This window comes from Levilactobacillus zymae (genome assembly GCF_032190635.1).
Taxonomy (GTDB): domain Bacteria; phylum Bacillota; class Bacilli; order Lactobacillales; family Lactobacillaceae; genus Levilactobacillus; species Levilactobacillus zymae_A.
This window is the reverse complement of record NZ_JAVLAS010000001.1, coordinates 550,415-576,348: the sequence shown is the minus strand read 5'-3', so window position 1 is coordinate 576,348 and position 25,934 is coordinate 550,415. Positions and strand designations below refer to the sequence as shown.

The 25,934-nt window shown below is 53.4% G+C and carries 20 protein-coding genes; 8 read left to right on the top strand and 12 right to left on the bottom strand.

Annotated features, from left to right (window positions below; translation table 11 throughout):
* Positions 1 to 125 precede the first annotated feature (125 nt).
* The 3 genes from RI501_RS02555 to RI501_RS02545 all read right to left on the bottom strand — a co-directional run bounded on the left by RI501_RS02555 (position 126) and on the right by RI501_RS02545 (position 5,103).
* Positions 126 to 1,820, bottom strand: a complete 1,695-nt coding sequence (locus RI501_RS02555) for an oleate hydratase (protein ID WP_313820218.1) — start codon at positions 1,818 to 1,820, stop codon at positions 126 to 128.
* Positions 1,821 to 2,155: 335 nt separating this feature from the next.
* Positions 2,156 to 2,938, bottom strand: a complete 783-nt coding sequence (locus RI501_RS02550) for a hypothetical protein (protein ID WP_313820217.1) — start codon at positions 2,936 to 2,938, stop codon at positions 2,156 to 2,158.
* Between the two features lie 215 nt (positions 2,939 to 3,153).
* Positions 3,154 to 5,103, bottom strand: coding sequence for an acyltransferase family protein (locus RI501_RS02545; protein WP_313820216.1), 1,950 nt, complete (start codon positions 5,101 to 5,103; stop codon positions 3,154 to 3,156).
* Positions 5,104 to 5,622: 519 nt separating this feature from the next.
* Here RI501_RS02545 and add point away from each other — a divergent pair.
* The 3 genes from add (at position 5,623) to RI501_RS02530 (ending at position 8,662) form a co-directional block, all read left to right on the top strand.
* Positions 5,623 to 6,660 (top strand): adenosine deaminase, encoded by a 1,038-nt coding sequence (gene add, locus RI501_RS02540; RefSeq protein WP_313820215.1) that lies wholly within the window; start codon positions 5,623 to 5,625, stop codon positions 6,658 to 6,660.
* Positions 6,661 to 6,845: 185 nt separating this feature from the next.
* The gene (locus RI501_RS02535; RefSeq protein ID WP_313820214.1) at positions 6,846 to 7,670 is read left to right on the top strand and encodes a phage integrase N-terminal SAM-like domain-containing protein; all 825 of its coding nucleotides are present in this window, start codon (positions 6,846 to 6,848) and stop codon (positions 7,668 to 7,670) included.
* A 197-nt stretch (positions 7,671 to 7,867) separates the two neighbouring features.
* Entirely contained in the window at positions 7,868 to 8,662 is a 795-nt protein-coding gene (locus RI501_RS02530) for a polysaccharide deacetylase family protein (RefSeq protein WP_313820213.1), read from the top strand.
* 90 nt (positions 8,663 to 8,752) lie between these two features.
* Here the strand turns inward: RI501_RS02530 and RI501_RS02525 are convergent, their stop codons facing one another.
* The 3 genes from RI501_RS02525 to RI501_RS02515 form a co-directional block, all read right to left on the bottom strand.
* The gene (locus RI501_RS02525) at positions 8,753 to 9,808 is read right to left on the bottom strand and encodes a hypothetical protein (protein ID WP_313820212.1); all 1,056 of its coding nucleotides are present in this window, start codon (positions 9,806 to 9,808) and stop codon (positions 8,753 to 8,755) included.
* Positions 9,809 to 10,195: 387 nt separating this feature from the next.
* Complete coding sequence (locus tag RI501_RS02520; RefSeq protein WP_313820211.1) at positions 10,196 to 10,492, bottom strand: hypothetical protein; 297 nt, start codon at positions 10,490 to 10,492, stop codon at positions 10,196 to 10,198.
* Positions 10,493 to 10,675: 183 nt separating this feature from the next.
* The gene (locus RI501_RS02515) at positions 10,676 to 11,944 is read right to left on the bottom strand and encodes a D-alanyl-D-alanine carboxypeptidase family protein (protein ID WP_313820210.1); all 1,269 of its coding nucleotides are present in this window, start codon (positions 11,942 to 11,944) and stop codon (positions 10,676 to 10,678) included.
* Positions 11,945 to 12,157: 213 nt separating this feature from the next.
* Here RI501_RS02515 and RI501_RS02510 point away from each other — a divergent pair, with 213 nt between their 5' ends.
* Together RI501_RS02510 and RI501_RS02505 are read left to right on the top strand one after the other, a co-directional pair.
* On the top strand, positions 12,158 to 12,604 hold the full coding sequence (locus RI501_RS02510; RefSeq protein ID WP_313820209.1) for a CopY/TcrY family copper transport repressor: 447 nt from the start codon (positions 12,158 to 12,160) through the stop codon (positions 12,602 to 12,604).
* A gap of 32 nt (positions 12,605 to 12,636) precedes the next feature.
* Positions 12,637 to 14,691 carry a copper-translocating P-type ATPase gene (locus RI501_RS02505; RefSeq protein ID WP_396442530.1) on the top strand — a complete coding sequence of 685 codons (2,055 nt, stop codon included), beginning with the start codon at positions 12,637 to 12,639 and terminating at the stop codon, positions 14,689 to 14,691.
* 60 nt (positions 14,692 to 14,751) lie between these two features.
* On the opposite strand, the gene RI501_RS02500 is transcribed toward RI501_RS02505, so the two are convergent.
* Positions 14,752 to 15,402 carry a helix-turn-helix domain-containing protein gene (locus RI501_RS02500; RefSeq protein ID WP_313820208.1) on the bottom strand — a complete coding sequence of 217 codons (651 nt, stop codon included), beginning with the start codon at positions 15,400 to 15,402 and terminating at the stop codon, positions 14,752 to 14,754.
* Positions 15,403 to 15,536: 134 nt separating this feature from the next.
* Between RI501_RS02500 and RI501_RS02495 the strand changes: the two genes are divergently transcribed.
* Positions 15,537 to 16,541, top strand: a complete 1,005-nt coding sequence (locus tag RI501_RS02495) for an NAD-dependent epimerase/dehydratase family protein (RefSeq protein WP_313820207.1) — start codon at positions 15,537 to 15,539, stop codon at positions 16,539 to 16,541.
* 90 nt (positions 16,542 to 16,631) lie between these two features.
* Here RI501_RS02495 and RI501_RS02490 read toward each other — a convergent pair whose 3' ends face one another.
* From RI501_RS02490 to RI501_RS02475, 4 genes are all read right to left on the bottom strand, one after another.
* On the bottom strand, positions 16,632 to 16,880 hold the full coding sequence (locus RI501_RS02490) for a hypothetical protein (RefSeq protein ID WP_313820206.1): 249 nt from the start codon (positions 16,878 to 16,880) through the stop codon (positions 16,632 to 16,634).
* A gap of 408 nt (positions 16,881 to 17,288) precedes the next feature.
* The gene (locus RI501_RS02485; RefSeq protein ID WP_313820205.1) at positions 17,289 to 18,713 is read right to left on the bottom strand and encodes a C69 family dipeptidase; all 1,425 of its coding nucleotides are present in this window, start codon (positions 18,711 to 18,713) and stop codon (positions 17,289 to 17,291) included.
* 92 nt (positions 18,714 to 18,805) lie between these two features.
* Entirely contained in the window at positions 18,806 to 19,045 is a 240-nt protein-coding gene (locus RI501_RS02480) for a hypothetical protein (RefSeq protein ID WP_313820204.1), read from the bottom strand.
* 14 nt (positions 19,046 to 19,059) lie between these two features.
* On the bottom strand, positions 19,060 to 19,299 hold the full coding sequence (locus RI501_RS02475) for a hypothetical protein (RefSeq protein ID WP_313820203.1): 240 nt from the start codon (positions 19,297 to 19,299) through the stop codon (positions 19,060 to 19,062).
* 916 nt (positions 19,300 to 20,215) lie between these two features.
* Here RI501_RS02475 and RI501_RS02470 point away from each other — a divergent pair.
* Positions 20,216 to 21,025 (top strand): hypothetical protein, encoded by an 810-nt coding sequence (locus tag RI501_RS02470; RefSeq protein ID WP_313820202.1) that lies wholly within the window; start codon positions 20,216 to 20,218, stop codon positions 21,023 to 21,025.
* A 103-nt stretch (positions 21,026 to 21,128) separates the two neighbouring features.
* Here RI501_RS02470 and RI501_RS02465 read toward each other — a convergent pair whose 3' ends face one another.
* Positions 21,129 to 23,885, bottom strand: a complete 2,757-nt coding sequence (locus RI501_RS02465; RefSeq protein ID WP_313820201.1) for an HAD-IC family P-type ATPase — start codon at positions 23,883 to 23,885, stop codon at positions 21,129 to 21,131.
* Between the two features lie 778 nt (positions 23,886 to 24,663).
* Here RI501_RS02465 and RI501_RS02460 point away from each other — a divergent pair.
* Entirely contained in the window at positions 24,664 to 25,872 is a 1,209-nt protein-coding gene (locus RI501_RS02460; protein WP_313820200.1) for an MFS transporter, read from the top strand.
* The last annotated feature ends 62 nt before the right edge of the window (positions 25,873 to 25,934 follow it).

Genomic DNA, 25,934 nt, shown 5'->3' with positions numbered 1-25,934 from the left:
GACCGTTTCCATAGATCGTAGACATGTGCTTTTTGGTTAAACAAGTTAACAGAGTTCCGAACCGACCGTCGCCTAAAGGCAACCCAGCTTTGATGCATCGGCCCGGAACCGCTGAACTTCACAGATTAACTAAACATCTTCTTGGTGGCCCGCAATAACGTCTTAGGGTCCTTGTCATACCGTGGTGTGTCGACCAGGTTATCCATCGAAACCCCGGCAAAGTGGTACGCCGCGATTTCACCGGAACGTACGGCACTCTGTTCGGTAAAGATCATCTGGTACGGTTGTTCGGCGAATTCACCCGTGAAGGCTAAGTTGGTCGAATGTTCCGGAATGACCTCTGGCCGATCGGTCTTGGCCCGGTTGTTGAACAACGCGGAAGCGTAAGGCATGTACACCGGAATGTTGTTGATGATGCTATCCATGATTTCGGCTTCCTTGTTCTTGATGTTGTTCGGTCCGGGATCGACCTTGGAGAGTTGCCCAATCAATTCTTGGGCCATTTCCTTCCCGGTCATCTTGATGTATGGTTTGTGGACGAACTCACCAGTCCGCCGTGGGTAGAGGAAGTACCCCCAAATCACCGATTCGTTCGGCTTCTGGGTAGTAAAGTGGGGTTGGTGGTGCACCACAATCGACATGTTGACGTCCTTGTGGCCCAACGGCGTGATTGGCGTGGTGGACAAGAAGGAGTTCAACGCGTTACCGGGAACCTGGGTGGTGATCCGGGTGATTTCGTTTAACAACAGGTGGTTCTTGGTGGTCAACGTAAAACTGACCCACTCGGAACTCTTGCGGTCGTTAAAGAACTTATCCGGCGTCCCTAAGTTGTAGAAACGCTCCGTGGCCTTCTTCCATAAGGCTGCGGAAATCCCGTATTCCATGTTTTCCGGTGCCGGGGTGTCGTAATCACCCATCGTAGCCGAGTCGGTGATGGACCCGTTGGTGAAGATCACGGCCGTGTCCTCGTCGATGGCGACCACTTCTTCTTCGCCACTGTCCACGTTTTTAACGTGAATGCCGGTGACCGTGATTTCGTCTTGGAGTTCGCTATCCGCGAAGTCCCAATCCGTCACGATGCGGTTATTAATAAAGGTAACCCCTTGATCTTTGAGGTACTTAATCAGCGGTAACATAATACTTTCGAATTGGTTGTAACGGGTTCGGTTAACCCCGACTAAGTGTTCAATTTGCGTAAATTCATAAATCATCTGGTGCATGTAGCGCCGGAGTTCTTGGGCGGAACTCTGGGTCCGAAAGGCAAACGTGGTCTCCCACATATACCAGAAGTTCGTCTGGAACATGTGCGGGTCGTCCTTGAAGTATTCGGCAATCGACACGTTGTCTAACTTGGTTTCGTCACCGTCGGGCATCATCACCAGCTTCGATAACAGAACCCGGTCCTTGTTGTTCAAGCCCAACTTACCGCCATCGATAATACCCTTGCCACCTTGCAGCAGGCGCGCCTTATCGTAGGTCCGGTGATGCGCATCGAAATCGTGCGTATCCTCGGCGGCAGTCATCCCCGGTTCCGTGGCTGACGGAATCCGGTCTAACAAGTCCATGAGATCAACATAGGTCCGATAATTAAGCATCCGACCACCCCGAGCGACGTAACCCGTCGTATTTTCCATGGGGTGGTTTTCGTTCCAATATTCACTGGTGAAATCCGTGGTGGGACCCCCGTCGTTGGCACCGTGCATATCGGCACCATAGAACGTGATCTGATCACCCCGCCAGTGACCTTCTTGAATCAGATAAACGGCCGCGGCCATATTTGCGAGCCCCGCACCGATCATTACTGCTTTTGTCTTAACCATCAAAAACACCTCCGTATAGATCGTAGCGCTTTCACACCTCCATTATGCGAGCCGAGTTTGGCTTTGTAAAGGCAAAACCCGATAACCTTAGCGCACCTTTAGAAATATTAGAATTCCATATACTTTAGGGCCTATCATATTTACAAAAAGTGTTCTGCATACCCGGTATATCAACGATTTAAGGGCACCCTATCGACGGATAATGGCCTGTCGGATTCTGAAAATTCAGCTTGAAAAATCCTGTTATGCGTTCCGAACTAGCGCCTCTTCCTCGACTCCTCCACAAAAAAATGGACTGCTAGGCAGTCCATTTTTCGGGTAAGCTTAAGATGAAATTAGTCAGCGGCCTTAAACGCCCCGGCAGTTAACTTGCTAGCTTGTACAAAGCCCTTAGTCTTACTGTTAGTGACGTAGAGGTACTTAACGTTCTTCTTATTCTGTTTTACCGTAATTTCTTTAGTCGCGTAGAACGTCTTGCTTGCAGGTAAAACGCCCTTCTTGGTTAACGTTACCTTAGCTTGGTCAGCCGCAAACTTCCCAGAGTAATAAGCGGGAGCAGCTGCCTTGTAGTGGTAAGCCTTCTTCTTCAGGTTCTTTGCCTTCAGCAACGTATAAGTCTTACCAGCTGCCTTGTCGGCCTTGACCGCTTTCTTAGTGGTGGTCTTCTTGGTAGCCTTCTTGACTACCGCTTTCTTCGTTGCCTTGCCGGCTGCTAAATCACCGAACGCAACCCAGCCCTTAACCTTGCCGTTGGCCGTCTTCACGTAAACGCAAGTCATGGTCTTGGCCTTAGCCTTCTTAGTGGCCTTGGTGGTCACCACAACCTTCTTAGTGGCGTAATACGTGGTGCCCGTCTTCAAGTTCCCCTTCTTAGCAAAGGTGACTTTCGCCCGGTCTGCCGCAAACGCCCCAGAGAATAACGTTGGTTTCCCCGCCTTAACGTGGTAAGCCGTCTTCTTCAAGGTTGTCGCAGATTTCAAATTATAGGTTGTCTTCTTGGCAGCCGTCTTGGTAGCCGCAAACGCGGTCGTGGTCCCCGCAGCCGGTGCAATCACACCTAAACCTAATGGTAAGACCATTGCCGCTGCAGCAGCAACCATTGCAACTTTTTTCATCATAACCATTACCCCCAATAAAAAATGAAATACTGAATTCATTACTGAATTCATGAGTCATTATAGCATCGCGCCAAGAAAACGGTTGCCTAAAGAACCGCTTTCGTCTAGCTTAGTTAAATTATCAGCAATTCTCATGGTTAAGCTGCCAAACTAACGGAAATTTGCTCACTAAAAAACCCGTCTCACCGAAGTTGCTCGGCGGGACGGGTTACTCGTTATTTGGTAAGTTGGTGACTAATGGTCTTGGCGATCAGGGACGTAAAGTACCGATTGCCGTGGTCGTTCGGGTGAACGTGATCACTCACAAACCAGGACGAATGGTCCTTCGCTGCGGCATACCAATCCACCACGTGCACGTTCGGATACTTCTTGGCTGTTTTGTGAATCATGCTGTTCACCTGATTCTGCCACTCACGCGTCGGAACGTGAGCGGTCACCCAGAAGATCTGGTGATCGCGGCCAATTCCTTGCACAATCTGGTCGGCCTGGTCCTGGCTAATGTTGCCGTTGGTTCCAACGTTGACCAGTACGTTTTTCGCCATCTGGCCGCGCTGGTTGATGCTGGCAATGACGCCCGGCATCGCGGCGGCCTGCCGCCCGACTTGACCATCGACCACGGCGCCCGGGAAGACCTTCTGAATGTCGCCCGCATCATCGAGCAACACCGAGTCTCCAATGGCCGTCAACGGCGTTTGCTTACTACTAGTCAGTTCGTCGGCCGTCAAGAAGTAGTACTTCGCCGTCTTCTGGTCAGCCTTAGACAGCTTGGAGAAGGCCACGGCCTTATCGTGCTTCTTCTTGGATTCCGCTTGGGCCTTAGCGAGGGCCTTTTGCTTCTTGGCCGCCGCGGCATTTTGCTTCTGCGCCTCGGCCTGGCGCTTGGTAATGGTCTTTTGCAAGGCCGTGGGTTTAGCGGCCGCGGGTTGTTGCACGAAGCCCACGGCGGTCAGGACGAAGCACAGGACTGCCACGCTACCCAGCACCGTGGTGACCCGGTGAGCGGCGGGCTGCTGAATCAGACGCCGAATATCGGTAAACATCTGCCCGTACTGGTAATGCCGTAAGGGACTTTCGATCAACCGGTAACTGGCCTCCGTGACCACCATAATCAACGTGACCTCAATCAACGCGTTCAATAGGGGATGATTCCCGATGTTTTGAACGCGGGATTCGTAAAAGATCATGACCGGAAACTGGTACAGGTAAATACCATAACTCCGCTGCCCCACATAGCTAAAGAGCTTGTTGGTCAAGAGTCGGTTCATGTCACTACCGGGATGGGCAACTGTCGCCACCAGCACCGCGGCTAACATGGTAAACCAGAACATCCCCCCACGATAGGTGCTGGCTGCTTGCCCGTTCATGGTGAAGAACAAGACCGCCGTTCCGACTAATGCCGCCACTCCCAGGCCATCCAGAATCAACCGATGGTTACGGGTAATGTTGCCGCTGAGTTTATATGCCGGCCAGATAAAGGCCATCGCGGCACCAATTAGAATGGCAAACATTCGCGTGTCGGTCCCATAATAGACCCGATTTAAGTTATTCGGATCATACAAGAGGGCCATGGCAATCGCCGAGGCAATCGCCGCAGCTAAGAGCACCACCGCGGCCTTAACCCGACTACGGAATAGCAGTAGCAGTCCTACCACCACTAAGGGCCAGACCAGGTAAAACTGGCCTTCGATCGACAAGGTCCAGAGGTGGGTGAACGGTGACTCACCACTAAACCGATCGAAGTAGGACTGCCCGTGGTGGATCTCAAACCAGTTGTAGACGTACACCAGATTGGTGAGGACCGTTCCCCGAATATTCACCAACAGGTTGCGTTGAAACAGGGTGATGTACGCCGTGGTCCCCAAAATCATGGTGACCAGTGCCGGGTACAAGCGCTTGACCCGGCGATTGTAGAAGCTTAGAAAGTTCACTTTCCCGTGAGTTTCCCATTCCTGAATCAACAGGTAGGTGACTAAATAACCCGAAATCAGGAAGAAGATGGGGACCCCCAGATACCCGCCCTGCATCGACGAAGGGGCCAGGTGATACACAATGACGCCAATCACCGCCAGGGTTCGTAACCCATCAAAGCCGGTGATATAGCGTTTCTTTCTGGTACGTTGACTGCGCCACAGCGACCGCGTCACCCGCGTATTCATTTGTTCCATAAATGTTCCCCCTCAACAGCAGCTAGACAAACTCCCCCATGAATCCATTGTTTAATCAGCATTCTAAATTAATCCTCTTAATATTATTGCCATATACTTAATTTTCAAAAAAGTGTGGCCAAATTACGCGTGCCACACCCCCGATAAAGCTAGTTCTTAGCGTCACTAAATAACACCTTTGATGACCACACTAATTCTATAATGTTTCGCGCCCCGAAACAACGGTTTTAACTTAAATTTTCAATTTGTAAAATTTGTCATCCCCGCTTAGTCGCCCAAGGGGTTTCCCCAGATTAATTCTCCTAAAAAACACTTATTGCGCAAAGCCGTTAACCTAACAAACCAATTTAACTTTACCCAATTAATCAACCGCCCCCCCTCAAGGAAAATGGTATACTAAAAGGAAGCGCTACCAATTCTTTAGAGACTGGCTAATTAAGCCTAATGATGGTTGGCCACCTCAGCGACCTAACGTCTACACCGCCTAAAGTTTTGGCCAGGATTAAGGAGGAATTCAGTATGTCTCAAGCTACGCCATTTACCGCAACTGCTGTTCGTCACTTTCCCAAGGTAGAACTTCATTGTCACCTTGACGGGTCGATCTCGTTGGCGGCTCTCCGCCAAATGACGGCCGTCACCGGCGCGTCGTTACCCGCAAGCGATGCGGAACTACGCGAACTCGTGACCGCGCCCATCGACACGGTGAGCCTGATTGATTATCTGAAACGGTTCCAGGTTGTGACCGATCTGATGCAGACACCCGAACAGCTTGAAATTGCGGGATACGATATGGTGCACACGGCGGCTAAGGACGGGCTGATCTACCTGGAAACTCGGTTTGCCCCCGCCATTTTCACGGAAAAGGGCCTTTCCATTAAAGAAGCGCTCAACCACGTCCTGATTGGTTTACATAAGGGAACCCAGAAATTCGGAATTCCCGTAAACGCCATCGTCTGTGCCATGCGCGATCGTCCGTTAGCCGAATGTATTGAGGTCTTCCAAACGGCCGCCGAATTCACCGATCAAGGCGTGGTGGGCTTAGACTTTGCCGGCGACGAATACCACCACCCGACCCACGACCTAACCGCTGCGATCACCGCCGGTCTAGCGACGGGCTTACCCTTCACTTTACATGCTGGGGAAGCTGGTCCCGCCAGTAACGTGGCCGAAGCACTAGACCTGGGAGCCAGTCGCATTGGCCACGGGGTTCACATGAGCGGTCACCCCAAGATCATCGCGCAGGCCAAAGCCGCCAACGCGCCGATCGAAATGTGCCTGACCAGTAACCTCCAAACCAAGGCGGTCACCGGCTATGCGGACTTCCCGCTGAGCGAATTTCTAAGCGCCGGACTGTGCGTCACCATTAACACCGACGATCGAACCGTTTCTAACGTCGATTTGACCGGGGAGTTCATGGCCTTACACGACCACTACGGGTTGGACTGGTCGCTAATGGAAAAGCTCACCCTGAACGCCATCGACGGGGCCTTCATCTCCGAGGAAGAAAAAACGACCCTGCGCAACCAAGTCCGGGCCGCGGAAAGCAGCCAAAATTAACTCGGCTCAGAATCGTCAGCTTTAAGCCGGTCCCGGTCCCCACATCTTCATCACTAACGTACCTGCTAAGCGGGACTTCACGAGAAATTCGTGAGGTGCCGCTTTTTAGCGCCAGTTCCCTTGGACTAGGACTTTGGGGGCGACTCGTGTTATCGTTAAAGTAATACTTGTCAGGAGGTCCTCTTATGAAAATTCGTTATCCGTATCAAGACGCGTTCGAGCGCAGTCTTGCCCAACGCGACATCGCTCAGGCGACCCGCGACGAGTACCTGACAACGCTTCAGGACTTCTTCCATTACCTGGAGAACTTTAACCCGACTTATCAAACCGAGCACCGCGTCAACCAATTACAAACCGCCGACGTGGAACAGTACCTGGCCATGTTGACCAATAACCGCCAAATTCAAAATCAAACCTACAATAAAGTGTTGTCCCACCTCAACGTCTATTTTAAGTTCCTCTTCTCCCACAACTGGACCCCCTACCTGCCCACGCTAGACCTCAAAAGCAAACCCAAGGAAGCTGCTCGACCGGTTAACTTTCGGTGGGTCGACGATCTGGACACCTGGCTAGCCGATGAACGCTTGCACGTCTACACCCGGACCGCGATGTTGCTAACCACTAAGGGTTACCCCGTGCAGGTCTACTTAAAACCCAACTTCACGGCCCAGCTGGTCACCACCACTTGGTCGGCTGCCGAACAACGCTTTTTGACCCAACTGCACGCCTTTCTCGCCCCACTCCAAACTCGGTTTCAGTGCGCCGACTGGTTTCTTAAACAACGCGCCGCGGCCGATCCGCACCTGACGCTCCCCGGGCTGCACAAGTATCTACGCCCCGATGAAGCCGTGACGAACTTTAAACTTAGCCCCACGGTACTCTATCAAGGTTATTTAGTGAACTATCTGCGCCGCCATCCCCAGTTGAACGATCGGGACGTCATCACGGCGTTACACCTCGATCCGGACTCGATCGACTACTACCGCCGATTGGCCCAACGCGCCGATTGAACTTTATTCTAGGTTAAACTGAACCCCCTGTACTATAATGAAACTAGGGCCGGTCCTGGCAGACATAGGCGCACATTGCGGCGCCAAGGCGGCGACTAGGCCCTAGTTAAGATTATTGGGGGAATCATCATGAAACGAAAAGGACTCCTTTGGGGGAGCTGTCTGTTATTGGTCGCGTTGATTTTCGGGGGCGTTGCTTGGGGGCAAAGCCGGTCGACGACCAAACCGACCACCGCACCGAAAGTGACGCGTCGCGCCCAGCAGAAAACGACGCCAAACAACCTAAGGCGCAGGCGGACGCCCAGCCTAAATGGCTCAAGCTCAAGCACCCATTACAGTTACCCATCCTGATGTACCACAGCATTTCCACGGGCAATCAGCTACGGGTGCCCCAGGCCCAGTTTGCCCAAGAGATGGCCTATCTCAAAGCCCATCATTACCGCACGCTGACCACGACCGAGGCCATTAAAGCTCTTAAGACCAATAGCGTCCCGCAGAAGAAGGTCGTCTGGATCACCCTAGACGATGCCTATAAAGACAACCTAACGCGGGCATTACCGGTGCTGCAAAAGTATAACCTACACGCCACCATCAACGTGATTACCGGCTTCACGCATAAGAGTAACCACCTTTCGTTAGCCCAGATGAAGACCATGCTAGCGACCGGCCACGTCGATTTCGCCAGCCACACGGTCCAGCACCTGAACCTCAACGAACTGACCGCGGCGCAACAAAAGACTGAACTGGTGGCTTCCAAGCACTGGTTGGATCAAAAACTCAACCAGAACACCCAAATGATCTGCTACCCGGCCGGGCGCGCCGACGCCACCACCCGTAAGTTAGCGCAGCAAGCCGGTTACCAGCTTGCGTTGACCACCCAAGAAGGCATCGCACAACTGAGTCAGGGCCGCTACAACCTCGCCCGACTGCGGGTGACCCCGGGCATGACCACGGCGACGTTCGCCACCATGCTGCAGGTCTCTAATTCTTAGATCAAAATCAACCAGCCAATAAAACTAGTGCCCCAACGGAAAGCGGCATCACGCCGTCCATTGGGGCACTAGTTTTATCTTCCGCTTCGCTTAATCGTCCTGCGGTACCGTAAAATGCGGTGAGATGATTTTTTGCTCGGCCGCTTGTAAGCCCTGCCGGGTAAACCAACCATCGCGGATCAGGTACCCAAACGCGCTGACGTTCGCCAACATCTGGGCCAATTCGCGATCGCTGATTTCCTGAATGGCCGCATCAATGTCGGCTAGACTGTCGATGGCGATCCCCAGGCCGTTGGTCACAATTAATTTGGCCACCGCGGCATCACGCCAAACAATCACCGGTAACCCGTGGGAAAGATACATTGACACCTTGTGGGGGTGGTTATAGCGCGTGTAATCATCATACCGGTAAATCGACGTATCACCGTCCCAGGCCAGACCAAAAGTTCGGGGCAAGCGTTGAATCAGCTCCCAGCGATAGAACTTGCCTTGGTAATCGACCTGGGGATTGGCTTCAAATTCTTCCTGAACCTCGGGACTAGCGTGACCAAACGCGGTAATGGGGGTTGCGTGATCCCAGTGAGCAATGTAACGGGACTTCATCAGATTCCCCGCCAACACCACCCCGCGCTTAAAGTTTTCCGGCGTTGCCACATAGCGGTCCGGCTTATGATTATCATCTAAGTAATCGAGTAGGTATTGATAAACCATGGGGGTGGTGACGCCCATTTCCCGGAGTTTTGCGGCCATCCGGTGATTATGCACAATCAAGACATCACACTTGTTGAAGTAAGCCACTTCGTCGATCCATTTAGGTGGGCGCTGGTCTCGCAAAGTTTCCACGTCGTGCACCAGGCACACGAACTTCACGTGGCGTTGGTGCATCCGCTCCACGAAGAAGTTTTCAAACCGGCCACTATTCAACGACGGATATTGATACACTAATAGATCCCCCGCCGTAATGGCCTCCGTGATGCCATCGATCCGTGAGCGAACCGCCTGATTAGACTCCTTAAGATCGCTATACCGAAAGAGGTTAACCACCTGATAGCCCATTGATTGGCCAATCGTCGCAATGTCAAACTTGGCCTGGCGCGTGGCATCGTAGGTCTGTTCCTGGACGATATCCGTAATCCATTTTTTCATCAGAAAACTCCCCCTACTTACTGAGTTAAGCGCAGTTGTACGCCGAACTACCATCCCCTGCGTAGCCGCGCTCAGATTGTCTTCACTATACCGACACCAATGTCACCTCACAACCAATCACCCTCGAAATTAGTCGGATGGATTAGTTACATATCATACCGAACTCGCGACTAAGTTTTATTTTTTGTAAGCGGTTCCTATTGCATTGTACCGGGAACGCGCTTAAACTAAAGGCAAAGCTAGTTATTATTTTCACGAGGAGGCCTTTCACATGGGAAGCACGTTGACCATCGTTTCTTGGACCGTCATGTTACTCCTGATTGGCGGGGAAATCGTCCGGGGAATCTTCATGTTTCGGCAGTAATTAGTCATTATGATGCATTGGGATCAAAACAGCGAACCCAAGCCCAACAGCAAGCTCAGGCCCCCAATCAGTGCCCCCAGGTACCCCAGTAACAGGCCGAGGAGAAAATTCACCCGCCGTTGCGCCAACCGGATCGCCCAATAATCGCCCACGAGGAGCATCCAAGCTCCCACGACACCGCTACTCAGCTCGGTACGCCGGCCTACCGCGAGCCCAATTCCAACAATCAACAGGCCAATTAGCAGGTAACGAACCCAGCGCATTTCGCGCTCATCCAGCTGCGTCGCAAATGCCCGTTGTCGTTCTCGCCACCACTTCATCTCATCATCCCCCACATTGCAAATGGAGCTTATTCTAACATGCACGCCAGCCGCCATCAATTGGCGGCGACCACCTTTAACCCAACAAAAAGGAGGACCGCGACAACGGTCCTCCTCTTCAACGCTATAACAGGTTTATCTCTATGTTGCTGTTAATTAGTGTACCAGGCGCACCCATCCGCGTCAAAGGCCGCTGGCAAAGACCGCCGTCTGGGCGGTCAACGCCTTTAGCAGCGTGGCCGGCTGACTCGTCGTCGTTTGGAAGGCCTGATGGCTGGTGAACAGCGTGGCGTTACTGCGCGCGTAGTAGGTCACGTGCTGGGTAATGCCCGTCTGCTGATCGGCCACGGTCAATTCCCCCACCGGTTCTCCCGTCTGAACCTGCCCGGTTTTCAACTGGGTAGCCGTCAGTTGGGGCTTAAAACTGGTGGTAATGGTATCGGTCTGATTCCCCTGGGTCCACGACCCGACCTGCGAGGTGTTCGGGGCCGCCATGACCTTAGCACCGTTGACCAGCGTAACGGTCCGACTATTCAGGGCCGTGGGCTGGAGCTGGTAGGTTTGTTTGACCTGCTTGATTAACTTGTTCATGGCGGAGAAGGTGGTATCACCACCCAAGATGGTCGCAATCATCCGTTCCCCGTTGACCCAAAAGGTCGCCGTATAACACAGTTTAGCGTTTTCCGTGTAGCCGGTCTTTAAGCCATCAATCTGGCTTTCTTTTTTATATTGGGACTTTCCCGGCAAGCAGCTATTCTCGTTATAGATCGTGGTCCCGTTGACCGTGGCTTCGGTCTTGCTGGCAATCTGCGTAATTGCCGGGTCGGCCGCTAACAGGTGCTGGGCCACAATGGAAATGGCCTTGGCCGAAACCAAGTTTTCCTCGGTGGCCCCGGTACCGGGAAGCCGGTACCCGTAACTCTTCAGGTCGGAATTATCCAACCCGGACGAGCTGATAAAGTGCGCGTTGATGCCCCAGTCCTGACATTGCTGGTTCATCGCTTCGATGAAGGCGGCGTTACTGCCCGCCACATAATCACCTAACGCCGAAGCCGCACTGTTGGACGAAGCCACCATGGCCGCCACCACCAATTCCTTGACCGTAAACTGGTCACTGTTCTTCATTCGGAGTGACGAAAATACGGAATTATGACTCAACCGAATCAGGTTATGATCCACGGGGACCTGATCCGTCCAATTAATCTTGCCACTATCAATGGCCTTGACCGTTAAATACACCGTTAAAAGCTTACTTAATGATGCAATGGGGTACCGTTTGTTGGCATTTTGTTGATACAGGACCTGCCCACTCTGGGCATCCATCACGTAAGCCGCCCGCGCTGGGACCTTCGAGACGCCACTGGCGGCGTGGGCCGGCAGCACAGGGGCTAATCCTGCCAAGACGGCTAGCCCGGCACTGACCCGAACTAACCAGCGTTTTAAACTTTTCACGCGTCAAACGCTCCTTTCGCTAAAAAACTCCTTCTCATTATACAGAGTGTACCTCAGGATAACGTAAATTCATTGAAACTTGCTGAAATTTTAACCTATTAGAAAAATATTTATCATTACTGTCATCGCCTAGCTTGACACCCCTGCCCAGGGGCTGTAAACTGTTGTCAGAAAGTAAGATTACATTTGTAGTCGATTAAAGGAGTGTGGGTTATGGCAACCACTGAAGTTACCGCTACGATTTCCGACGCCGAATGGCGGGTCATGCGGGTCGTTTGGACCTTAAAGCAGGCCGACAGTCGCACCATCATTTCACTATTGGAAAAACAACACGACTGGAAGGCCCCAACCATCAAAACGTTGATTGGTCGCCTGGTCAAGAAGGGCGCACTGGCCACTACCAAACAGGGGCGCCAGTATATTTATACGCCCCAGATTAAGGAGCAGGCCGCGATGGACGCCGCGTTGTTAACCGAACTGAATCAGATGTGCGCGATGCACCGCGGAACCGCCTTAGCCCACGTGATCGACCAACTCGACCTCAGTCGTGGTGACGTGGAAACGCTGATGGCCCATTTAGAACAAAAATTGCCAACCGCTCCGGCCAGTGTGCCGTGTGACTGCCTACCGGACGATTGTGAAGGGAGTTGTGATGTATGACGAAACACCAACATTCATCTAAACAAATGACCATGCCCGACCACGAGATGGCCGGCATGCCCATGGGTCAGACTCATTCGGACCACACCATGGGTGAGATGTCCATGGGCAACGGCCACATGATGCACATGGGTAACCTGAAGCGTAAGTTCTGGATCTCATTAATTCTGACCCTGCCGATCCTGGTGATGTCCCCGATGATGGGGATGCGGTTGCCCTTTCAGCTGACTTTTCCGGGCAGTGATTGGCTGGTCGCCGTCTTAGGGACGGTGCTCTTTCTCTATGGCGGGGGTCCGTTCTTCAGCGGGGCTCAAGGCGAACTAGCCACCCGTAAGCCAGCCATGATGACCCTGATTACCCTCGGAATCGGGGTCGCCTACCTCTACAGCATTTACGCGGTCGTGGCGAATAACCTCTTTCACGTGACGCCGGTGGTGACCGACTTCTTCTGGGAACTGGCCACGTTGATCGACATCATGTTACTGGGTCACTGGATTGAAATGAACACCGTCATGAATGCGGGCTCAGCCGTCGACGCGTTGGGGAAACTCTTACCCCAAGTTGCTCACGTCCAGGACGCCGCCGGGAACGTGACCGATGTTCGTTTGGTAAACGTCCAAACCGGACAAACGGTGGTTGTGCGCGCCGGAGAACAAATCCCGGCCGACGCGACCATTCTGACCGGGAGCAGCGCCGTTAACGAATCCCTGGTCACCGGGGAATCCGCCGCAGTCAAGAAGACCGTGGGTGATTCGGTCATCGGTGGCTCAGTCAACGGCACCGGAACCTTTACCGCTCAGGTGACCGGCACCGGAGAGACCGGCTACCTGGCTCAGGTCATGACCCTGATTCAAAACGCGCAAAACGCCAAGTCCGCCTCCGAAAATCTGGCGGACCGCGTCGCTGGCTACCTCTTTTACGCCGCCCTCTTCGTAGGGATTCTCGCCTTCATCGTTTGGCTCAACCTGACCAATCTGGCCGGCGCCCTCTCCGTCACCGTGGCGGTCTTCGTGATTGCCTGCCCTCACGCACTGGGACTCGCCGTTCCACTGGTGGTCGCCCGCAGTACCGCGTTAGCCGCTCAAAATGGGCTGTTAATCCGGAATCGCAACGCCGTCGAACAGGTTAAGGCGTTGAAGTTTGCCTTGATGGATAAGACCGGAACCCTGACGCAGGGTCAGTTCAAGGTCAACCATTTACTCAGCCTGACGCCCGCCCACGACGACCAGACCGTCTTACAACTCATGGCCGACCTGGAAGCCGGGTCGAGTCACCCCTTAGCGACTGGGATCCTGACCGCCGCTAAACACGCCGGGTTGACCGTTACCGCGGCGCAAGACCCGCATCAGGTCCCCGGGATGGGGCAATTCGGCACCATCGCCGGGACCACCTACGGGTTAGTCGCGGTGACCTACCTGGACCAACACCAATTAGCTTACGATCACGACCAGTTCAAGACCCTGGCCGCCGAGGGCAATTCCCTAAGTTACCTGATTGGCGACGATCAGGTCTTAGGCCTGGTAGCCCAGGGCGATCAGATCAAACCAACCGCCGCTAAGTTAATCACCTACCTGAAACAACACGACATCACCCCAGTCATGTTGACCGGCGATAACCAGGAAACGGCCACCAAAGTCGCCCAAGCCGTGGGGATCGACCAGGTGCAAGCGCGCCTATTGCCCGAAGATAAGGAACGCTTAGTCGGCCAGTACCAGAAACAAGGTCAGGTCCTCTTTATCGGTGACGGGGTCAACGACGCACCAAGCTTAGCCCGCGCCGACATCGGCATGGCGATTGGCTCCGGAACCGACGTGGCCCTGGAAGCCGCCGACATCATCCTGGTCGCCAGCGATCCCGCAGACGTGGTGGCCTTCTTGAAGCTGGCCCACGCCACCAACCGCAAGATGACCGAAAACCTCTGGTGGGGAGCCGGGTATAACCTGGTCGCCATCCCCCTGGCTGCCGGGATTCTGGCACCCTTGGGCTTCATGTTGGACCCCATGGTCGGGGCCATCGTGATGTCACTCAGTACCATCATCGTCGCCATCAACGCGATGACGCTGCGGTTGGAACGACCGCGTAACTAAATTTTCCCCTAACGAAAAGTGCCCATTATTCCTAACTCAGGAGTAATGGGCACTTTGCCGTTAATGCGCTGCCGGTTTGCGCCGCGCGTAGGTATCGTAATATTCGTTAAGAATCACCTGGCTGAACGCCCGGGTTGCCGGGGACATCGTCACGTTCGTAGCTACCAGTTGGGCCCGTAATTGGAGGGTCAAGCCCACCTTAAGGTAGGCCTCCCCCCGTTCCAGCGTCAGTTGGCCGGTCTGAACCGCCCGCAAGGTTCCCCGGACGGCCACTTGACTTTGAAACAATAAATAATCTGCCGGCACGTCGGCCACAACCAAGTGTTGGGCCTGGGCGGCCTGATAATACAGCAACAATTGCTGATGATAGGTGTCGGAGGCTTGCATAAAGAGCCGGTATTGTTGCGGATAGACCTCCTGCAATTCATGTTCAAATTGGGTCGTGGTCGAGCCCATCAACAATAGGGCATTGAGGATAGTCGGAATCAGGTTTGCGGCCGTGACCTGCGCCGGCACGGGATACTTTTCCAGAAAACGTAAGCGTCGTTCAACCACCGCCGCCACGATCTCGTCCTTATTCTTAAAGTAGATGTACAGTTTGGCCCGACTAACGCCGGCCTGTTTGGCCAGATCCACCATTGATAATTGGCGAAATCCTTGGCTTAAGATAATGTGATTCAACCGAACGGTTAAGGTTTCTTTGGGGTCCATAGGCCACCTCCTTAAAATTGATTATAACATTTCTTTTGACAGAATAGACAAAAAATAGTATAGTTTGTCTAAATTAAGAAATAGACAGATTTATATCTGATTTGTCTAATTAAATCGAATCGAGGAAATTAACCATGAAAAAAGTTGTTGTGACCGGGGGAACCGGTTTTGTTGCGGGGTGGGTCATCGTTGAATTCTTACAAGCGGGTTACCAAGTGGCCACCAGCGTGCGTTCATTAAACAAGGCTGCCGCGTTAACCGACGAGATTGCCGGGGCCGTCACTCCCGACCAGTTGGCCCAATTTAGTTGCTTTGAAGCCGACCTGACCAGCGACCGAAACTGGGTGGCCAACTTGACCGGTGCGGACGGCGTGATTCACGTGGCCTCCCCCATGGGTAACGGAACCGAGTCGGTCGACGAACTGGTCAACGTCGCTAAGAATGGTGCCCTCACCGTTTTGAAGGCCGCCAAGACCGCCGGCGTCACCCGGATCGTGATGACCAGTTCACAGGCCGTCTCCACGCCGTCTAGCGATAGCACCGCCACACTAGACGAAAGTTTCTGGACGGATATCAACAATCCCGAATTGGACCCGTACCGGATCTCCAAAGTCGCCGCCGAAACGGCCGCTTGGGATTACGCCAATGCCAACGACCTGCAACTGACCACGATTTTACCCGGCGCCATCTTTGGCCCAATTCTTTCCGCCAAGGCCGTCAGTTCCAACGGAATCCTCTTACAGTTGCTTAAGGGGCTCCCAATGGTCCCCCACGTGTCCTTAGAAGTCTCAGACGTTCGTGACTTAGCCCACCTCCACCGGCTGGCCTTCGAAAATTCTGTGGCTCAGGGAAAGCGCTACTTAGCCGCTTCACAATCCCTGACGATGCTCGCCGTGGAACGTCTCTTTCAGACCAACTTCCCCGAACACCGTATCAAGGTGCGCGCCCTGCCAAACTGGGGAACCCGCGTCGTGGCGCGCTTCGTTCCCAGTCTGCGGGCGTTAGTGCCAATGTTGAACCGTCAATACCACCACACCACGGCAGCGGCCGAACACGACCTGGGCTGGACCCAACATCGACCCCAAGACACCGTGGTCGATACCGCCAAAGCCCTGCAACGCTTCGGTCTCGACCAATAACTCTAAAATAAACGGGGAACCGGCAGAATTTGCCGGTTCCCCGTTTTCGGTTGTGCTTGACCAGCGCCAACCATCCCCGTTATGTAGTGATTACGCGTCTAACGCCAAAAACATGACGACCTGCACCACGGTGACCACCGCAGCTAACGATGCGGCTACCAATATAACCAACGATTCGTTGGGAATCGTGTCTAGGTGCCATCCCCGGCGGCCCCGTAAACGATGGTTAATCATGGTCCGCAAGGCCCGCAAATCGCGCGCCTTAGCGTGCCGATTGACGAACAATTGCGCCCCCCGTTTTGCATGGTCATAGTTGAGTTCGTGTGACTCCTCTGCCACGTCCATTCCCCCTCTCTCCTTAACATTACACCGAATTAACCATCGGCCGTCAATCCTAAATTTCACAAAGTCACTAATAATAAAAGGCCCCCGCATTGCCGCGAAGACCCGCTCAACCTTATGATCAAGGGAATCCCGAGCCTGATGGTAGCCGCTGAATTACCCGTATCATAAATTTGTTGATAATTAAAGATGGGAAAGAAAATCTCACATCTTGGCTACAGTTTACCCGCCAGCCGCCCAAATACCCCACCAGGTAGGTCAGTTACGTTAGTGACCAAATTTTGGGGATTAACGACTAAGACCACAAAAACAGGCAGAAAATTCTCAAAGAATTTTCTGCCTGTTTTTGTAGAATTGTATCATGTTCCCATACGCGATTCTGAAGTTAAAACGGCTAACTCCGGATTACAGGTTTTGCCCCTTCTCCCAGGCCGTCATGGACAGGTTCAACCCGTGCTTGACCAGCTGGTCGAACAGCGCGTGGGTCCGCTTGGAGATTTCCCCGGCGGTTTCGGCGTTGCTGCGGGTCAGAAAGTCGGTCACGTCCGTGGCATCGGCCACCGCGTTATCCGTAGCTTCTACCCGCCCGCGGGCGTAAGACTGGCACGCGTCACGGTAGGCGTTGATGGCCTCAACGTACTCGTGGAAGTGCGGTTCGATGATCACGGATAAGGTCTTTTCCAACCAGTAAACGTTGTCGGTCGAGACCGTGGTCGTGGTGTTCTTGTAGTCTTCCGGCGTGTCGTTGATGTTGGTGAAGAACGGCATGTACGGACTGTAGGCGAAGAACCCTAACGCCACCCACTGAATCGCGGCGTGCGCGTCGTCGACCCCATTACGAATCTGCAGGATGGATGAGGCTTGGTTGCGGTCCATGGCGATGGGCCGGTACTTGCGCTGTTGGTTTACCGTGCCCGAGGCGTAGGTGCCAAACGGGTCGTATTCGGTGCCGTTATAGTGCGACGACAGGAAGAATTGCACGTCTTCGATAGCAATCTTCTTGGCCGGCTTACGGGTAAACGGCATGTCTTGACTGGTTGGCACCTGATCAATTTCGGGATTGAACAGCTTCTGGCCGTACCAGGTCCGCGGCGTGTTGTAGTACGCGTCGGCTTCGCTGTGGGTCCCAAAGATTTCACGGAAGTTGAAGTGCCCCGGTTCGGGGTTCAAGTGGTGTTGCGCCACAAAGTCGGTCAAATCACTGGCCCCAAGGAAGTTGGCGCTATCGGTCAAATCGATCTCTTGCATCAGCGTCTGGTTCGGCGCGATGGCGTAGCAGTCATCCGGAATCCGCATGGCGGCCCAGTGGTGACCTCCGGCCGTTTCAAGGTACCAGATTTCGTTTTTATCGTTAAAGGAAATACTGTTGCTTTCGCCGGTACCGTATTTTTCCAGCAAGGCGCCCAAACGTTGGGCCCCTTCCTTGGCACTCTTGATGTACGGCAAGACCAGTGTGACCATGGCCTCTTCGTTGATGCCGTCATCGACAAGCGGGTCATACCCCAGGACACGAGCGTTGGTCGCCGTGGTTTCCGTGGCGCTCATGCCCACGTTAAATTCGTTAATCCCGGCTTCTTCGTACTGACCATCGCTCTGGTCGGCTTGCGGCGTGCCGGTATAACGGTACGCGTGATCCGGCAGCGGGACATGAACGCCCGTAGTGATCGACGTAAACGACGCATTCGGTTGGTCCGTCGCAGCGTGCACCACGACCTTAATCGGATTGATGGGACCGTAACCATCTTCGTTACGGGCAACAATCGTGGAACCGTCCATACTGGCGGCCTTACCTACTAAAATTTCGGTACAATCGGAACTCTTGTTATTCAAACTGTTCCGCCCCCTTTGGTTAATAGTATAGGAGTCGGAACCGGTCCTGACCAGCCACTTTCATCAAATTCGGCAAAAAGGTCGCTGGCCTATCAATAGTAACGAAAATCTCCCCGACGTTTATGGATGTGGTCCTCCACTACTAACGAGATCAACCAAATCAGGTTGAACCCCAAGCTGATTTCGACCACGATAGCTAACCAGCGCACGTTGGCAAAGACCATCACGATTAGTGACACCAGAAAAATCCACGAAACCGGTCGTTCCCACCAATCGAAAAAGCGAAACCACCGTGAGTAATGTTCACGGTTGACCCGACCCTTAGTTTGCACGTCCAAATCCTCCTTTAGCGGTACCGTAAGCCTCCCTTACGGTGGTGCCGCCAGTCTTCAATCATTAAACTCACGCCCCAAATCACATCGCCGCCAAATCCGATACCGATGATGACCACTAACCACCACGGATGGTAGATAGAGGCCACCAAAACGGCGATGAGTAACGGCCAGCTGGTGAGTCGTTCATACTGATTCCAAAAGTGAAACCACCGCGAATAGTGCGTGCGGTCCACGTGTGTGCGTAAATGCATGTTGTCCTTCCTCCCCGTCTCCCCAGACGTTTATTATCATTAACTAGTTTACCCACATCACAGCTTTGAGTGCAATCTAAAAACGACCGGTCCACCGAAAAAATGCGGTGAAGCGGTCGTTGCCATATACTCTCTTCGTAAACCCCTAAAGTCCCCTAAGAACCCCAAACATTCCCCATTACCCGTTGACCATCGGCGTGTTGGTACACCGTGATCTGTTCATTCTTGGCGGGGTTCCGGAATAGATAAACGTCTTTTTCGGCAGACGTCGCGAATAACTGCCATTTGCTAGCATCGCGGCCGCGACGCGTTAATTCTGTGGCAGTCCAAGTCTGGATATCTTCGATTTTAATGGGCGGTACTTCCTTTCAAGCGCGGGGTCAATCTGCATTGACCAGTTTTAAACTAAATAAGAATCGTTGATTGGACACAATTTATTTATTTAATAATAATTGGCATCCCAAATGATTGTAACCACATCATACTATACTTTTGTTTAAATTCAACTTAAAATTTAAAACTTATCAAATGATAAGAAGCCGTTTCGACTGCCGGAGTAGGCTAACCGGTGTTGAATTTTTTTACGAGAGTGGGACAAAAGGCGATTAGCTGGTGAGCATGACCGACGGTTCGTAAGGGGGATAATCCTGGATTGGGATTAGCTGACGATTTTACGGGGTTAGGCGGAATTAGCAACCTATTGGCACGCGTTTCGACACCATCTATTCGGACAGGACTTGCCCAACCATGCCGTACCTTCCTCATCTCAATTGCTCCTTAACCCGTTATCGCCGGCCACATTATCCAGAAACCTGTGACGACCATTTAGTGACGTGTTATACTCAAATTATTATTCCCATTAATTAACGATTCTCTCACAAATTAAATTAGTCAGTCACTAAGGAAGGGGTGCTACATGTCTCAACGCCACGTTACGTTACTTCTAGTTGGTTCTCTGTTCGTCGGGGGACTGCTAAGCACCACCACTGCGCACGCAAAAGCCTACTGGACCAAGCCCCGTTGGGTCACGCTGCGCCGCAGGGTCACCATCAAAAAGGTCCAACCGACCACCCACAAGGTACTCGCCAAAATCACCCTCAAGAAGGGCAGCAACGTTCAGCTCACCCGAGCAAGCCGTCATGCCCCGTGGGTGTTGCGTTCCGGTAAATACGCCCCGACGGCCAAGGTCCAATACACCATCACCCGTGCGAACAAACCACGCTGGTTCGATCTGGGCATCACCGTGCCGTTCGCGGTCGCGCCCAAGCACATCCAAAGTAGCGTCGGCAAGACGGTCTACCTGTCGTCCACGGTGGACGACCTAAGTCCCGCGGATTTCGCCAGCACCCAGACCAACCTACTTAAAGAACACTACAGCTTTCACCCGTACCCGTTTGGGGCCACCATGACCCTGACCCGCTACACGCATCACAAGGGCGGTTGGGGCGTCGGTCAGGTCCGCTACCACGGGAAAACCTACTTTGCTATTGCTGCAGACGATGAAGCCGATGTCGTCCCGTACAACACCTACACCATCGACGGTAATATGGTTGTCTCATCGGCCAATCCCAACAATGCCAAAAGCGTGGTGTTACGTCCTGATAGCCGGGTAACCACCAAGAGTTACTGGAGTCAAAGTCAATTTGGGGGCAAAGACGACCTCAACTACCGTTACAACGTCAAAACCAAACACTGGGACTTACAGCCACAAGACGACGAAGACTAACCTAATTCAATTGAAAAGCGCCCGACCAATTTCCCGTTTGGGAAAATCTTGGTCGAGCGCTTTTTGTGATTATTTTTTAAACGACCCCTGATTGACGACTAACTTAGTCCACCGTTCGGTCGGCCGTGACGCGTTGTTCCTTATCCTGAACCACGCGTTGCCAACGGTGCCGTAACGCCTTGGCAATTTCGGTGACTACCAGAACCACGATACCGGCCAGGATCGGAATCCCCCAGCCGTAAGTGAAGTTGGCACTGGTGGTGTGGAAGACGCCCTGCATGGCTGGCCAGTAGATGATCATGGCTTGGAGTGCCAACAGGATGCCCACAATCACGAAACTCATCTTATTTCTAAAGAAGTACTTCGAGAGTACCGGATGGTCGTTTTGCAGGTTGAACCGGTAGAAGATCTTCCCGAAGATGATCACGTTTAACGTCATGGTACTGCCGACCACGGCGCTAAGTCCCTGACTGGTCAACAGGTCGTAGGCAAACATCCCCAGCCCCGAAATCAGCAGCGACACGTAAACCACTTCGAAGATGTCGTACTTGCCCAGAATCCCCTTGGTCACGTCTCGCGGTCCACGCTTCATGATGCCGCTTTCGGCGGGCTCGAAGATGAAGGCAAACTGAATCGTCAGGGCCGAGACCATGTTGATCCACAGTAACTGCGTCGGGAACAACGGTAACGTCTGGTCCATCAGGATACTCAGCACCACGATTAGCCCTTCGGCAAAACTGGTCGGCAGCAGGAAGCGAATCGTCTTGCGAATGTTGTCGAAGACGTGTCGGCCTTCCCGCACGGCCCCCAGCAATGACGTGAAATCGTCGTCGGCTAAGACCATGTCGGCGGAGTCCTTGGCGACGTCGGTTCCCCGAATCCCCATGGCCACCCCGATATCGGCCTGTTTTAAGGCCGGCGCATCGTTCACGCCGTCCCCGGTCATCGAGACCACGTGGCCCCGCTTCTGTTGGGCCTGCACGATCCGCAGTTTATCGGCCGGCGTGGTTCGGGCAAACACCGTGTACTGGTCGATCTTATCGACCAATTCGGCGTCACTCAGCTGGTTCAATTCCGGTCCGGTAATCGCCTTAGGCTGTTCGGCCAGGGTCAGTTGCGCCGCAATCGCCGCGGCGGTCTCAGGGTCATCCCCGGTGATCATCTTGACCTTGATACCGGCGTAGCGCAGTTGCTTGACGTCGTCGGCCACCCCCGGACGCGGCGGGTCGATGATCCCGGTCATCCCGGCTAAATGCAGGTCCTTACCGATCGGCAAATCGTCGACCTCGTCCGCATCGGCGGGGACGGGTTGGTACCCTAAGGCCACCACCCGTTTACCTTGGCGGGTCAGTTGTGACAAGCGTTCCTGCCAGGCGGCCGCATCGACGGTCTGACCCTGTTCTTGCATCAGGCGCAGTAACGTTTGGGGCGCCCCTTTGACCAGTAACCAGCGCTGATTGCGGTGGTCGACTAGGCGGGCGGAGTAGCGAATCGCCGAGTCAAACGGCAACGAATCGATTTCTTGCGGCGCCGGGTCTTGACCGGTCAACTTGTGGTACAACGCGGTCAACGCCCCGTCGGTCGGTTCTCCGGTCAGGACCCATTGGCCGTCTTCCTCGTGGAATTCGGCGTCGGAGGTCTGCCCGGCGATTTGGACCAACCATTCCAAGTTGGCGTCATCTTGCCAAGCCACGGTCTGGCCCTGCTGGTCTTGAATCTGCCCGGCGGCATCGTAACCCACCCCGGTCACCGCATAGGAGGCCTGGGGGGTCAAGACGTCGGTCACGGTCATTTCGTTTTTGGTCAACGTCCCGGTCTTATCGGTGTTGATGATGTCCACGGCCCCCAACGTTTCGACGGCTGGCAAGGTCTTAACGATGACGTTTTGCTTAGTCATCTGTTGGGTCCCCATCGCTAGCACCACCGAGGTACTAGCGGGTAGGCCTTCGGGCATCGACCCGACCACCATGGTGATCACGGCGATCAGTAAGGTTGGCAGGCTGTAGACGTGGGTCACCATCCCTAAGATAAACAGCAAGACCGCCACCACTAAGATGGCCAGTGACAAGCCCAGGCCTAAGCGATTTAAGTTGCGCATCAACGGCGTGGGTTGGGTCTTCACCTTAGCGACGTGTTGCTGAATGGTCCCAATTTCGGTTTGTGCCCCGGTCACCGTCACGATCCCGCGGCCGGACCCGTTCGTCACGGCCGTCGAGGCAAACGCTTGGTTCGACCGGTCGGCCAACGCCAGATCACTCGCAGCTAACGGGTCTTCTCCCTTTAACACGGAGTCGGTCTCCCCGGTCAGCGCGGATTCCTGAATCTTCAGGTTATCGGCGGCAATCAGTCGCAGGTCGGCGGGAACGGTATCCCCAGCTTCCAGTTGGACGATATCGCCAACCACCACGTCGCGTGACGGCAGCGTGAGTTTCTGCCCGTCGCGGATTACCACGGCTTCGGACACCAGTAACGCCTTGATTCTCGCCAGCGCGTTATCGGCGGAACGTTCCTGGAAAAAACCGATGAAGGCGTTAGCGACAATCACTAACCCGATAACGGTCGAGTCGGAGTAGTGGTGCATAAAGAAGGTCATAATGGCCGCGGCCGCTAAGATGTAGATAATACTGTTGTTGAATTGTTTTAAAAACCGCAACAGGTTGGACTGGGGCTTAGCGGTCAGTTCGTTGGGCCCATTCTTGGCCAAGCGAGCTTGGGCCTCCGCCGCACTCAGACCGGTGGTGCCATCGGTGGCGTAATCGATCTGGAGCTGCGCGGTGCTACGTTGCCACAGCGGCGTGGCCGGTCCAGGGTCGGTCGTTTCGGCAACTGGGGTACTACTTTGATTCGGCTGTTCTGCCATAGAAAAAAATCATCCTTTCAAATTTAAAACGGTGCATTAGCGATCTGGTATGCGGAGAGTCTCGTAACCGTGGTACAAGACGGCCACCCCCTTACTTAGTTTGCGTAAGACTATTTTATCAGGTTTGTTTACTCTCTGCACAATCTGACCCTGAAAGTCTTGAAAACTTCACAATTACTTATGGGGTTTTCCATTGATGAAACTGGTCGCCTTCCGGTGATCAGGGGCTGGAACGCCTGCGGGCACGATTTGAAGCCCCGCAAAATCCGCGGGTCTTCAAACTCGGCCTTAGTCTAGGCCAGCAAAATACGCTGACCAAGACTAATTTCGCTGGCTGAGCCCCTGCTCACCTCCAGGCTGAACACTAGCGGTTCGAACTGACAATCGTTTTAATGGCAGTCCAATAATCATTCGTTCATAAGTTACAAAATCATCAATTCATACAATGTAATAAACACTTTTTAAACCTAACTAGGCCCTGACTTAAAACTCAATGACCGATTTAAATAATTATTTATTATCTTTTGTTAAAAAGAGTTCAGTTTAATTACTGTTATAACTCGTGTGACCCGGAGGCGCTGAATCCTCTAAGTTAGTCTTTTAAGACAAATTCTAGCTATGTCTAATCCATCAGAATAGTGCTGGCAACACAATTCATCTCAACCAAACAAGGTTACCTCCAGGTGCCTAGCGCACTTTAAAGTGCCGTCTTGTGAGCGACACGCCAGGCCCGTATACTAAGCAACATCAATTAGTTAATTAAAGGAGGTCACGCCATATGCAGCGTACCATTTCATCAGGTTGGATCCTATTTTCCTTAGCCATTAGTGCTTTTGCCATCGGGTCCACCGAATTCATCAGTGTTGGCTTATTGCCATTGTTAACTCAGAGTTTCAACATTTCCCTCGCCCAGGGTGGCGCGACCGTGTCGCTTTACGCCGCCGGCATTACGGTGGGGACACCGATTCTGGCGCTGGTCACCAACCGCTGGAACCGTAAGCACCTCTTAATCGCCATCATGGTGACCTTCTTATTAGGTAACCTCTTGGCGGCCGCCGCCCCGACCTTCGGCATCTTGTTAGCCGGCCGGGTCCTGGCCGCTCTGGCCCACGGCATCTTCATGGCGATTGCGTCGTTGATTGCCGCGGACGTCGTGGCCCCCGAGAAGCGGGCTTCCGCCATTGCCGTAATGTTTACCGGCCTGACGTTGGCAACGGTGACCGGCGTGCCACTGGGAACCTTTATCGGGCAAACGTTCGGTTGGCGTGCCTCGTTCGTCTTCCTGATTCTGCTGGGGCTGATCGGATTAGTCACCAACCTCTTGGTCGTGCCTAACGACTTACCGTTACCCAACCCCACCAGCATCAAGGGCATTTGGCGGATCTTAAAGCAACCCCAACTCCTGTTGATCCTCATCATCACGGCCTTGGGTTACGGGGCAACGTTCCCGGTCTACACTTACCTGACGCCCATTCTGAACCAGCAAATGGGCTGGTCGACTAGCGCCATTGTCGTGATTCTGATTTTCTACGGGGTCGCCGTTGCCATTGGTAACACCCTGGGCGGCCGGTTTGCCAACCGGCACCCACTACCGGCCATCATGAAGATGTTTGCGGGCCTAGCCATCGCACTGTTACTGGTACGGTTGACCGTCAACCTGCACTTCTGGGACTTACTGGCCGTGGTCATCATGGGGCTCTTCGCCTTCATGAACGTGCCGGGGCTACAGCTCTACATCGTTCAGTTAGCGGAAACCTACACGCCGAACGAGGTTTCACTGGCCTCCGCGCTGAACATCTCGGCCTTCAACATTGGCATCATGTTGGGATCCGGGTTGGGTGGCCAAGCCGTGGCCCAGGGACAACTGACCAACACCCCCTGGTTGGGAATTGGGATGTTAGTCCTAGGAATCGGGGTAGGCGTCATTCTCCAACGGTTAGAACAACGCCAAGGACAGCGGGATCTAACCACCAAACACGTTAAATAAACTGTCACCAGGGGCCAGTCGTACGCTCAACAGCCGCTAGCTTCGCTTAACGCCAAAAATGA

Coding starts and splice junctions, on each gene's coding strand:
- add (WP_313820215.1), top strand. CDS start 5,623: ATGTCTCAAGCTACGCCATTTACCGCAACTGCTGTTCGTCACTTTCCC.
- RI501_RS02465 (WP_313820201.1), bottom strand. CDS start 23,885: ATGGCAGAACAGCCGAATCAAAGTAGTACCCCAGTTGCCGAAACGACC.
- RI501_RS02500 (WP_313820208.1), bottom strand. CDS start 15,402: ATGGACCCCAAAGAAACCTTAACCGTTCGGTTGAATCACATTATCTTA.
- RI501_RS02460 (WP_313820200.1), top strand. CDS start 24,664: ATGCAGCGTACCATTTCATCAGGTTGGATCCTATTTTCCTTAGCCATT.
- RI501_RS02545 (WP_313820216.1), bottom strand. CDS start 5,103: ATGGAACAAATGAATACGCGGGTGACGCGGTCGCTGTGGCGCAGTCAA.
- RI501_RS02535 (WP_313820214.1), top strand. CDS start 6,846: ATGAAAATTCGTTATCCGTATCAAGACGCGTTCGAGCGCAGTCTTGCC.
- RI501_RS02510 (WP_313820209.1), top strand. CDS start 12,158: ATGGCAACCACTGAAGTTACCGCTACGATTTCCGACGCCGAATGGCGG.
- RI501_RS02475 (WP_313820203.1), bottom strand. CDS start 19,299: ATGCATTTACGCACACACGTGGACCGCACGCACTATTCGCGGTGGTTT.
- RI501_RS02520 (WP_313820211.1), bottom strand. CDS start 10,492: ATGAAGTGGTGGCGAGAACGACAACGGGCATTTGCGACGCAGCTGGAT.
- RI501_RS02470 (WP_313820202.1), top strand. CDS start 20,216: ATGTCTCAACGCCACGTTACGTTACTTCTAGTTGGTTCTCTGTTCGTC.
- RI501_RS02550 (WP_313820217.1), bottom strand. CDS start 2,938: ATGATGAAAAAAGTTGCAATGGTTGCTGCTGCAGCGGCAATGGTCTTA.
- RI501_RS02525 (WP_313820212.1), bottom strand. CDS start 9,808: ATGAAAAAATGGATTACGGATATCGTCCAGGAACAGACCTACGATGCC.
- RI501_RS02495 (WP_313820207.1), top strand. CDS start 15,537: ATGAAAAAAGTTGTTGTGACCGGGGGAACCGGTTTTGTTGCGGGGTGG.
- RI501_RS02555 (WP_313820218.1), bottom strand. CDS start 1,820: ATGGTTAAGACAAAAGCAGTAATGATCGGTGCGGGGCTCGCAAATATG.
- RI501_RS02505 (WP_396442530.1), top strand. CDS start 12,637: ATGCCCGACCACGAGATGGCCGGCATGCCCATGGGTCAGACTCATTCG.